Origin of the sequence: Gelidibacter sp. (assembly GCF_035577925.1) — a bacterium.
In the GTDB taxonomy this organism is placed as follows: Bacteria; Bacteroidota; Bacteroidia; order Flavobacteriales; family Flavobacteriaceae; genus Gelidibacter.
In genome coordinates, this window is record NZ_DATJCY010000324.1 from 1 (window position 1) to 11,876 (window position 11,876).

Annotated in this window: 10 protein-coding genes; 9 read left to right on the forward strand and 1 reads right to left on the reverse strand. The window is 35.8% G+C overall.

What is annotated here, in order from left to right; all coding sequences use genetic code 11:
* The first annotated feature begins 121 nt into the window (after positions 1-121).
* The 3 genes from VNJ50_RS12675 (at position 122) to VNJ50_RS12685 (ending at position 3,361) form a co-directional block, all read left to right on the forward strand.
* The gene (locus VNJ50_RS12675) at positions 122-772 is read left to right on the forward strand and encodes a LytTR family DNA-binding domain-containing protein (RefSeq protein ID WP_325582481.1); all 651 of its coding nucleotides are present in this window, start codon (positions 122-124) and stop codon (positions 770-772) included.
* Between the two features lie 318 nt (positions 773-1,090).
* Positions 1,091-1,282, forward strand: coding sequence for a hypothetical protein (locus VNJ50_RS12680; protein ID WP_325582482.1), 192 nt, complete (start codon positions 1,091-1,093; stop codon positions 1,280-1,282).
* A 141-nt stretch (positions 1,283-1,423) separates the two neighbouring features.
* Positions 1,424-3,361, forward strand: a complete 1,938-nt coding sequence (locus tag VNJ50_RS12685; protein ID WP_325582483.1) for a tetratricopeptide repeat-containing sensor histidine kinase — start codon at positions 1,424-1,426, stop codon at positions 3,359-3,361.
* 187 nt (positions 3,362-3,548) lie between these two features.
* Here VNJ50_RS12685 and VNJ50_RS12690 read toward each other — a convergent pair whose 3' ends face one another.
* Positions 3,549-5,222, reverse strand: a complete 1,674-nt coding sequence (locus VNJ50_RS12690) for a helix-turn-helix domain-containing protein (RefSeq protein WP_325582485.1) — start codon at positions 5,220-5,222, stop codon at positions 3,549-3,551.
* Between the two features lie 323 nt (positions 5,223-5,545).
* Here VNJ50_RS12690 and VNJ50_RS12695 point away from each other — a divergent pair, with 323 nt between their 5' ends.
* The 6 genes from VNJ50_RS12695 to VNJ50_RS12720 form a co-directional block, all read left to right on the forward strand.
* A complete protein-coding gene (locus VNJ50_RS12695) occupies positions 5,546-6,271 on the forward strand; it encodes a hypothetical protein (RefSeq protein ID WP_325582487.1) in 726 nt (241 codons plus the stop codon).
* Between the two features lie 668 nt (positions 6,272-6,939).
* Positions 6,940-7,431: a helix-turn-helix domain-containing protein gene (locus tag VNJ50_RS12700; RefSeq protein WP_325582489.1), complete on the forward strand. Its 492-nt coding sequence runs from the start codon at positions 6,940-6,942 to the stop codon at positions 7,429-7,431.
* Between the two features lie 142 nt (positions 7,432-7,573).
* A complete protein-coding gene (locus VNJ50_RS12705) occupies positions 7,574-8,419 on the forward strand; it encodes an RteC domain-containing protein (protein ID WP_414652896.1) in 846 nt (281 codons plus the stop codon).
* A 279-nt stretch (positions 8,420-8,698) separates the two neighbouring features.
* A complete protein-coding gene (locus VNJ50_RS12710; RefSeq protein WP_325582493.1) occupies positions 8,699-8,995 on the forward strand; it encodes a helix-turn-helix domain-containing protein in 297 nt (98 codons plus the stop codon).
* Between the two features lie 96 nt (positions 8,996-9,091).
* Positions 9,092-10,534 carry a DUF3945 domain-containing protein gene (locus tag VNJ50_RS12715; protein ID WP_325582495.1) on the forward strand — a complete coding sequence of 481 codons (1,443 nt, stop codon included), beginning with the start codon at positions 9,092-9,094 and terminating at the stop codon, positions 10,532-10,534.
* Between the two features lie 20 nt (positions 10,535-10,554).
* Positions 10,555-11,876: DNA topoisomerase (locus tag VNJ50_RS12720; RefSeq protein ID WP_325582497.1), on the forward strand; the 1,322-nt coding region annotated here is incomplete at its 3' end.

Consider the following 11,876-nt stretch of genomic DNA (forward strand, 5'->3'; position numbering starts at 1 on the left):
TCAGACGCAACCGAATAATTCTAAAGATACCTAAGTTGCCCACCGATTTTAACGATGTATGAATTACTCTTTTATAATTATCGGAGCTAACAGCCAGCAGTCTGGAGTTATTTTACAATGTATGGAAAATTTCCGATATTATTCATGCTCAGGCCATTTTGATAATGAGGCAGCAACTTTTGAAAAACTCATAAAATTTAAGCCGCATTTGGTTTTTGTGGATGTAGATTCATTTACTAATAATACAGCATTTTCTTTTGAAACTATCAACGAATTACACCAGTATATGGATCGAATGCCATATTTTGTCGCCATATCAACTACTTCACAATTTGCTTTCCAAGCTATACAATCGGGTTTTTCCGATTATCTTTTAACACCCCTTGATTGGCATCGGTTAGGAAAATGTCTTTTCAAAATCGAAAAGCGAATCCCTAAAGCAACGGACAATAAGATTTGTATAAAGTCTTTTAGCGATTATAGATTTGTCGATTTGCAAGACATTATCTATCTCAAGGCCGATAATAATAGTGTTGATTTTAAATTGCAAAACGGAAAAACGATTACGGCTTTTAAAACACTTAAGCATTTTGAACAGGAGTTGCCGTTCTTTTTTATGAGAATCCACAAAAGTTATATTGTAAATAGCCATTACGTGTCTCGGATCCATCTGAGCAAATCACGATGCTATCTAAATTATAATGAAGTTTTACCCTTCTCGGCTTCATATAGAGCTCAAATAGACGATATCATTAAGAGATTAGAGCTATAACTTTTGAGTGCAAAAAATAAAGAGTTTTGGAGTTTTCATAATTTAGAATTGCAAATCAACCATTTCACACTTCAAACCTTAGTGTTTACCATCACGCCAGTACAACTTACCTTTTAAACTCAAAATCAATCTCTTATATCGTTTTTTGCCTGTTTCTTTGCCTTGGTTATTAACCTAAAATAATAGAAGCTTCTACATAAACACATCTGGTAAAATGAGGGAAAACACATTTAGCATGGGTTTCATTTTAACAGGTTCGGAACAGCTAACTCCCAGCTTTTCCATTGAGAATTTTTAACCTAATTAATTTTAAATTTTATGAAAAAGCTATGTACTGCTATGGCATCATTATGCCTTATTGTTTCGGTAAGTTCCTGTACTGCTGATGACCTCGACGAAACACTGAATTTAAACGAAATTCAAACCCAAGAAATCGTAATACCTGAATCTGAGTCCTTCTCTCTAGATAATGGAGATAAAGATGACAACAAAAACAAACAAAAAGAATAAAACCCAGATAAAATCCGAGAGAGTGTAAGCGATCTCGGATTTATCTTTATTTTTGATAAAAGATGACCCTTTATCAAAATGAAAATAAAAGTATTTCTAATAGTTCTGTCAGTTTTAATAATAGGTTGTAATCAAAAAAAATTGGAGGATAACAATTATTTTTTGAGATATGACGACTCCGAATTTAATGATGCACAAAAGGAACAACTATTAGACAATCTATACATACATTTTAGCGCACAAGATAATAACCCTACTAATAGACATGCTTTGTTCAAAGTTGCTTCCCGATATGAAAAACTTGATCTGGAGACTAAATATTATAATACGGTCAATAAAGCTCAGGAATTGGCTTTAGAAAAAAACGATACTTTAGATATCGCAAAATCGCTGTGGTACAAGGGCGATTTCCATGATGCTAAAGAAAGCTATGACAGTGCTTTTTATTATTATTCCCAATCTGAAAAACTCTACCGATCCTCAAAAAAAGACAGCCTCAACTGGGGCAGAATGCTATTGTATAAAGCAGGAACACTGTACCGTATGGGTATTTACACTGAAAGTGAAGCAGAAACAGTAAAAGCCTTAAATGTTTTTTCTAAAGTAAATCATTCTGAGCTTCTTTATGAATCCGTTGTACAAATGGCTTTAAATTTAGATGAACTTAAAGAGTATGACGATGCATTAAAATATTATAACCTAGCATTACAGCAATTAAATAAGCTCAAAAAAGAGAATTATCCAAAATACAGACTTGACAATTCTTATGCAACTTATTATAATAATATTGGAGATCTTTTTGATAGAATGGGCAACCATGATAAAGCCAAAGAGCATTATATAAAAGGGCTTGCTTTTGACGTGTTAAAAGAAAATCCCAAATTGCACGCTATGCTATTAAATAATTATGCGCATAACAAAATGCTGTCAGGAAACACCCATCAAGTAGATTCCTTACTTTTTTTGTCTTTGAGAATCAGGGATAGCATCAATCATGAACAAGGTGTTATAGCGAGTAAAATACGCATAAGTGAATATTACCTGAGCAAGAAAGATACCGTCCAGGCCATTCAAAATATTACTGAAGCCTACAAGCTTTCTGTAAAAAATAAAAGTCATTTAGATATTTTGCGTTCTTTAGAGTTTTTATCAGAAAATGATAAAGTCAACAAAGATTATTATACGGAGAGGTACATCACCGTAAAAGATAGTATCAGAGAAATCGAAAGAACTACAAAAAATAAATTTGCGCGGATTTCCTACGAAACCGAAAAAATCTCTTTACACAACAAAGAATTAAGCAAACATAATACATTACTGGCACTTCTTTTTATGGTTGCTATATTGATTATCATTATTACGGTCATAGCTTATAAATACAAACTCATAAATCAGCAGTTAAAACACAAGCAAAAGGAACAGCTATCCACGGAAAAAATTCAAGAGATTCTTTTAAAAGAAAAGCTCTCAGAAGAAGAAGCACGTTCAGAGGAAAGGAACCGTATCTCTCGTGAATTACATGATGGCATAGTAAATAGGATATTTACCATACGACTTAATCTATCCTTGCTTGATAGCACTAATCAGGAGTTAAAAGATCAGTTAATGGCCGAATTGAACAATGCCGAAAAACATATACGTGAAGTGTCCCATGATTTGCACAGCAATTTCTTTTCCGAGAACCAGGATTTTAATAGGCTGTTGGAAGGATTAATTAGTGAGCAAAAAAATGAGTGCCACACAAAATTTAATATTGCCATAGATAAATTTATTGAATGGTCCAAAGTAACCGATAAACAAAAAGTGCATATCTACCGTATTATTCAAGAAGCCCTCAATAATATTAACAAATATGCAAAAGCCTCTAAATGCTCTGTGGTTTTATTAAAAAAGGAACAAAACATTTTTATACGTATTCATGATAATGGCAAAGGTTTTAATCTCCAAAAAATTAAAAATGGCTTAGGGTTTAGGATTTTTGAAGAAAGAACCACTGAACTCAATGGTGTATTGAAAATCAAATCTGAAATAGGAAAAGGAACCACTATTGAGGTTGTCTTCAAAAAACAAACGTCATAACCAAAACGCAAACCACCATTTTTATATACAGAGTGTTGGTGTCGTTCGCTTAACGGGTTGAAATATATAGTTGTTGTAGCTGACATACCGAGCAAACCTTGATTTTTTTATGTTTACTTATTGATCGTAACCTAATACTATTTTGGTGGTACAGATATCAGTACAACCTTGTTTCTACTTTAGAACGTCAGTCCACTTGTTTATTAAGTTCCTGAATAAAATAGGAAGGAGATATCCCCGTTCGTGAAATAAATGCATTGGTAAAACGCTGCGTACTGCTAAAGCCGGATTCTTCTCCCAATGCTTTATTGGTATAGTTCCTAAAAATCCTATCGTTTTTCAATAGTCCGATGATGTGGTCGATCTTTAGGTCGTTTATATATTCCACAAATTTCTTCCCTCTGTAATGGTAAACAATCTTTGATAGATATTTCGTATTGGAATTAAATGCTGCTGATAATTTTACCAAGGTCCAATCTTTCTCTAAGAATTTTTTATCTTTTTCAAATTTCTCCAACTGTTTCAATACTGATCCAACGGCATCAGGACTTATATCCAAATGGGATTTACCGATTGTCTTTGCTTGACGCACGGATTGAGATTTCCCATTCTTTGCCATAAGTTCTCCAAATTTTAGCTTGTATCTTTTTTTGTTCTCTAAATATCTATACATAATATACAGTACCACAACGAATAAAAATACTATTGTCGAAATAAAAATAATGTCATTTCTGCTTCTTTTTTCAAGTAGTTTTTGAATGGTCTCTTTTTCCTTATGAAGCTCAATGGTATCATATTCCTTATATATTTTTCCCGACAAATATTTATAGTTCGTATTTAAGATGCTATCTGCTTTTAGGAGTTTGTAGACATATTTAAGTTTTGCTTTTGGGTCATCTTTGGACTTGTAATAATTGATAAGCATCTCAAAGTTTTCTCTAAGGTCGGGACGGATATAGTCTTTGGTATCAAACGTCTTTTCGACTTTTTCAAAATAGGTGATAGCTATTTCCGGTTTGTTGAGTGCCCAATAGCTTTTGCCGATATAAAAATTTCCAACGGTCAAATTTGCAAAGTCTTTATTGTCAGCGATGAAAGGTAAGGAATAGGTAATTTTTTCAATTGAACTTGCATAATTGCCTTTGAAGTAGTGATTGATTCCTTCAAGATGCGTAAAATAATGCTCCATCGTATTATTGGAAAGCTTCTTGCCTTCGGTTAATCCCAATTGGTTCATGTCCGAGCTGAAGCCAAAATCTCCAACCCTGTTATGGCAAAGTGCCAGTGAATGTATTGTATTAAGATAAGCCCTCGTATTTGTGTTCTTAAAATATTTTAAACAGCCCTCGAACAATGCAATCGCTTCACCGTAAAATCCAAGATAATATTTTATATGGGCAATACTGTATTGTACTTTATATTTTTGATAATCATCGCTTGTTTTGGAAATGTATCCATTTGCAATCAAATAATTGTCCAGTGCTTGTATATGATTCTTCTGCCCATAGTACACAATGCCTTTTGAAAGATATGCTGAACCAATCAGAGACTCGTCTTTTGATTTATTCGCGGTATAGATCATACTGTCCGCATATGTCAACTTTAGGTCCCCCGATGAATAATGCAAGTAATTTTTATAACCATTGACAATTTCTTCCCAGTACTCTTCCGATTTTGCTTTATTTAGAAAGGCTTCGAGGTAGATGGATTGAAGCGTAATATTTTCATGATGGTCCTCAATTCTATCGAACAGGTATTCATAATCTTTTGTCTTGAGTGAATCAGGAATTATATATGCCGGTTCCGCACATAAAAAGTGGCTTAAAAAGCAACATAAAAATGTAATGGACTTGTTGATCATTTAAAATTGGAAATGACTTCATGTTTGTGACAGGTGCGCTAGCTCTATATGTTTTAACATAATATTAAGAGTATTTCAAATGTAGTCGAAACAATTAAAAAAGGCTAAGGAATTGTTAAAAATAATATGTGGATTTCATGGAAAACCATATATCAAATCACGGAAACCCATAGGTATTGCTTTGTTTGCTAATAGTTAAGGTTATAGTTTTGAGGTGAATTCAAAAGCGAAAAAGTTTGGCAAAGTGCTAATCTTTAGTTCTGCTGACCCGGGTAAAATGGACTGACATTAAATAATCAGTAACATTTTAACACGTTTAAATCATGAAAACTATACCATTATGGATTTTCACAATATCCATTCCAATTTTATTGACCGCATGTAGTATCAATGAATCTACAGAGAAATACGACGCTGATCCATTTGACGATGGGTATGTTTTGAAAACAAATATGTTGAACCCTGAAAATGGTGAAAACCACTATGACGCCATTGGTAAAATGCAGGGCGATATCCTGGAAGTTTATTTTGATGGGAGCCACAACCATGAAACAATTGAGGAAATATATGATGAAATTAATCGCCTCATCTATGATTTTGGAAGTATAGAATTGAATGGGCCAGAATTAAAGCCTGACCTATTAGAGCGTATTACGGCTATAAGTGATGCTCCAGAAGCCAGTCTTGACAAGATTATTTCAGATTCGCATCTGTCAGAAGGAGCAAAAACAAGCTTATCTGATTTTATTGGTTCGCTAATGGCATTGATGGATGGAGGGCATAAAGAAATAAACGATTTTATTGAAGCTTATGAAATTTCAGTAATTGACAGCACGCAGTTCAATAGCGAGGATAAACGGGTCATTCTCACAACTTCCGCCTTGGTCAGACATTCTGCCAGTTATAAAAAACGCCGAAAGGACAAGGATTGGGAGACTTCCGTTGGAAATATTGCCGTAACGGTTGAAGGTGCATTAAATGGTTCACTAATGGCAGTACATATGGCATTGGTAGCAGGAATTAGTACAAATACCATTTTATCCTATTGAAAATGTACCGAGTTGTAATGATTGAAAAAAAGCTGGTACTTGTCCTATCGGTGCTTCTCATAATCCTAAACCTGGTCAGCCTTTATTTCATCATAGCTTTATTGGGCTATGATGAAATAACTGGCTATCATCCAGACGGAAAAATAAAAAGTTGTAATCCAAGATTTCTAGCGTACCTTTTTTTTGTAACCGGAATAATGAATGTATTGTTTATCTCAGTTCGGTTAATGTCTAGGTTGCTATTTGATAAACACGTCGATTAAACCATAAAAAGAGATGGGTTTGTGGGCCGTAAAATTCACGTTTTGGCAAATGAAAATTCTAATCATGTTGAAAACCTAAAGGTTATTATTTTTGTAAATCGTTCGAAAGCATCCTTTCCTAAGGGGCTGTTCGCATCGAATTATTTCTATATAATACTAGTGGGATCTGGATCAATAAGCATTCGGATCAATGACATCGAAAGACAGTTGAATGAGAATGAACTCATTGTAATTCCAAGGAAATCATTCTGTAAGGTTTTGACAGTTTCGAAAAATTCTCAGATATATATTGTCCATTTCACGTCGGAGTTTGCTTTTAAAAATAGTGTAAGGAAGTTGCATATTGGATATTTCGGTTTTTTTATTACTCGATTTCCCCAGAAAATTTCTCTCAAGAGCAATGCAATGGTTTTTATAATTGATCTGGTGAGATTTTTAGACTATAGGCAAAATGATTCAGAGCATCAATTTCAGAAGGAGATTGTACTTTTTAGTTTCAATTTACTTTTATATGAAATTGCTGGTGCCTATTTCAATAACGATAGACGTGGCAATAAAATTCGACACACCAAAAAGGAAAAGTTTATTCTACGATTTCTAAAACTTCTGGAGGAGCACTGCCCAGAAGAGCACCAGGTAACATTTTATGCAGATGCATTGTTTGTGACGACAGGCTATCTTAGTCGAACCGTCAAAGACGTGATCGGAAAAACGACCAAACAATGTATTGATGAAACCCTTGTTGTAGAGGCCAAGATTTTACTGCGGGAAAACCGATTGAGCATTTCGGAAATTGCAGACGCACTCTATTTCAGTGATATCACTTTTTTTGGTAAATTTTTTAAAAAACATACTGGACTGCCCCCGACTGATTATCGTTCAAATTTGAAGCTTTAGTTATGTTAAGTCGAAGTTTTTGAAAATAGGCCGAATGACGCTAACAGGAAATTTTCGAAAGGATAGTGTTCCTGTTTACTTGCGTTGAATGTTAAATGCATTTCAATGATGCCATTAGTTTAGTTTCAATACTGTCAATATGATACGATCCATATACGAGGAAGCTCTTTTGAGTATATTGAAAGAGGAAGAGGAAATCAGCTTTGAGGCAAAGCACGTGATTGAAGAGTCTTATCATATGATTGTCTTTCTAAGAAATCTATTGTCAGATCTGAAAAATCATGTCCTGGAAAATGGTTTTATGGATGACAACGAGGAAATCGTATTTTTTAAAACGATAAAGCCTCAAATACTGGGAAAGCTTATCTATTACAATAAGGTGTTTAGAATAGAGACTTCACGTCCCGTTAATGTGGGCAAAATGTATTTCAATTATTTTTCTGATGAACTTCAGGAACTAAAGCAGGATTATAAGGAGCACAGCTACAATTCCGAATTCTATCGCTATTATCGAACTGGTAGAACGGATTATGATCGTGAATTCTTTCTGTTGGGCAAGATAAATCCACATATAGGATTAAATAGCTTCATCTTTGAAATAGATACACAATTTTCTACGTATTATGATTATAAAGTGTCCCGTATCATTGCCAACGAACTGCTCTATAATTACCTGCTCGCAAAAATCACCCCTGATGATTCTGTACCTTCATTTCATCCAGATACCCAAGGGAACCAGGACTTTTTATGGACGGAAAGCAAAAATGCTCTCATAGAGTTAATTTATGCCCTTTATGTGTCGAAGGCAATTTCGGGCGGCAAGGTTGGCATAAGGAAGATAGCCAGGGTATTCCAGATACTATTCAATGTGCAATTGGGAGATGTGCACCATGCCTTTCACCGGATGAAAGACCGTGCTGGAAACAGGACTGCTTTTTTGGACCAGATAAAAATGGCAATTGAACAATATATGGATAAAGATCTGTAGTCCTCCTGTCGGTTATTTAGGTTGAGAAATAGAAAGTTCATGCTTTGCCCATATCCGCCAAGGGGCATTTAACCAAATATATCTGTATCCCTATCCCATGATTTTCTTTGTTTTTATGTTAAATGCTGATTTTTAGTGATTTATGGTTTTTTGTTAACAGCCCAAAATTCTTCCATTCAATGGGTAGACCTTGGCAGAAAACTCCGCTACCGATGCCCAATTTTGTCTTGTACTTACTCAACTAATGTGCTAAGTAAGTATCACTAAATAATACATGTGATGAACATAGACAGAATGGAATTTATCAGTTGGATGGAACACATAATGACCCGTTTGGATATTCTCGGTGAAGAACTGGGCGATGCCAAAAATCGTCATAACGTTATTGACGGAGATGAGCTTATGGACAATCAGGATCTGCTCCAAATGCTCAAAGTGAGCCCCCGCTCACTACAACGCTATCGATCTTCGGGAAAGTTGCCCTACTACACAATTAGCGGTAAGCTCTATTATAAGCTATCGGATGTACACCAATTTATACGTGAAAGTGTCTCTAAGCCGGTTAAGAGGACGTAAGACATTCAATGACAAGTGCCGCCATTGACTGACAATCCAATCAAAACTAGAGAAGCGGCTATATTTTTGGAGAATAAAATCTTAAAGCAAACAACTATGAATGAAGAACCTAAAGATCAAAAACAGCTTCCGGAGCAGTTTTCGGATATTTTGCTGGTGCTCGATAAAGAGAAAAAGAAAATCCAAGCAGTCACAGGAATTGACGAAAACGGTAACCTGAAGACCGTGGATGCGAATGAGAAGAACCAGAGCCAGTTTATGCGCGTGGATAGGAATGGCGATCTGTTTTCCAATTTCTTTTCCAATTTTTTTAGTCAATTAAAGAATCCTACCAAGTTCTCTTTTTTTAAAATTCCTTCACCATTGGCTATTGATACAGCGCAGAAAATGCAAGAGCAGTTAGATAATCCTACTCAGGAGGGCGAACAGTTGATGAAGCAAAATGAAGTGAAAATAGAACCGCAACAAGAACAAAAACAAGAAAATCATAATAACATGGAAAGAACACAAACAACACCAGAAACCGGCGAATACCGTTACAAAGTAGAACAGATCGATTGGGAAACCATGGACAATCTTGGGCTCAACAAGGAAAAGCTTGAAAAAATGAATTTGCTCGATCCGTTACTGCGAGGTTACAAGACCAATGAATTGGTACCTGTAAGCCTTAACCTTGGTACAGCCATTACCCGAATGGATGCAAGATTATCCCTGCAACATAATGATGTGGGACAGGTGGTAGTGGCCATTCACGGTATCCGCAGGGAGCCCAATCTGAATTTTGAGTTTTTCGGACATAAGTTTAGTAAGGAAGACAGGGACAACATAGTCCAATCTGGAAATATGGGACGGATGGTAAATCTCACTAATCCTAAAACGGGTGAAACCATTCCTTCCATTATCAGTGTGGATCGATTGACGAATGAGCTGGTTGCCCTTCGAGTGGATAAGATCAAGATACCTGACGAAATCAAAGGCGTGAAATTGGATGACGTCCAAAAGCAGGCCTTAATGGAAGGAAAGCCACTATTTATTGAAGGCATGATTTCCAAGAAAGGAACTCCATTTGACGCGAACGTTCAGTTCAATGCCGACAAACGATTTGTAGAGTTCTTATTTGATAGAAACAACACGAATAAACAAATACAAAACAATCTACAAATCCAACTACAGGAGGCTCCAAAAGTTTTTAGAGGTAAGGAACTTAATACTGAGCAACAGCAGAAATTCAAAGATGGACAGACGGTTTATGTGAGCGGATTAGTAGACAAAAAAGGTAAAGAATACAATGGTTATATTACTTTTAATAAGGAAACGAATAAAACCGACTTCTCCTTCCAAAATCCAAGTAAAATCAAAGCGCAGGCAAAACCGACCGCAGCGCATAAAACACAAACCGCAGTCAATTCAGAAGGAAAAACTAATGAAGCTACGAAGCACCTCAAAGAGCCTTTGAAATCGGGACAGGAAAATCCAGATAGCAAGAAACAGAAGGAAGACCTGGAAAAGCCAGCTAAATCCAAAGGCAGGAAAATGTAATCATTAAATTATAGACACCTATGAAAGCAATTATCGCAGAAAAACCAAGTGTCGCCCGTGAAATAGCCATCCTATTGGGAGCCTCCGAAAAAAAAGAAGGTTACTTAAAAGGTAATGGCTATTTTGTTACGTGGGCTTTTGGTCACTTGGTCGGACTGGCAATGCCCGAAGATTATGGGATTTCGGGATTTGACAAAGCGTCATTACCAATAATTCCCATTCCTTTTTTATTGACCGTTCGTAAAGTTAAAAAAGACAAAGACTATATCGCTGATCCAGGAGCACTAAAACAACTAAAAGTAATTGATCAGATCTTTAATCAGTCCAAGAGCATTATTGTAGCCACGGATGCCGGACGTGAAGGTGAACTTATATTCCGCTATATTTATGAATATCTCAAATGTAAGAAACCTTTTGAACGGCTTTGGATACGTTCATTGACAGAAAAAGCTATTAAACAGGGCTTTGATAATCTAAAGTCGGGCAGTGATTTTGAAGGTTTATATCAGGCCGCACAAGGAAGAAGCCGGGCAGATTGGTTGGTAGGGATCAATGCATCGCAGGCACTGAGCATTTCGATAGGAGATGGCGTCTATTCACTTGGACGGGTCCAGACACCTACATTGGCTTTAATATGTAAACGACATCTGGAAAACAAAAATTTTACCGCTCAAAAATACTGGCAGATCCAGTTGTCACACCGTAAGGAATTTATAGACTTTAAAAGTCTCTCCGCAAAAAAGTGGGATGATAAAAATCGGGTAGGGGATACCATAAAATCTATCCAAAGAAATGGAAATTCTGTATATGTTACAGCAGTGGATAGTAAAAAAGTGACGGAGCAATCACCTTTACTTTTCAATTTGACCGGTCTGCAAAAGGAAGCCAATAAAAAACTGAACTTTTCGGCCGAGGAAACCTTAAACATCGCCCAAAGTCTATATGAAAAAAAATTTATTACTTATCCGCGTACAGGAAGTAGATACATTCCAGAAGATGTATGGTGTGATATCCCCAATCTCGTAAGAGCATTACAAGATAAGGAAACCTGTAAGCAAGCCATAACTAAAGTAAAATGGGGGCAGTTTAACAAACGTATCGTAAATGACCTTCGGGTTACGGATCATCATGGTCTGTTAATTACCGAGAAAACACCTTCAGCGTTATCGATCAAGGAAAGTGCTATTTACGAAATGATTGCACTTCGTTTGCTCGAAGCTATTTCTGAACCTTGTATTAAAGAGATTACAGATGTGAATCTTGAGACATTGCAATATGATTTTTCAGTGAAAGGTTGCAGAATATTGGAACCTGGATGGCGCAGTATTAAAGGAAATTTTTC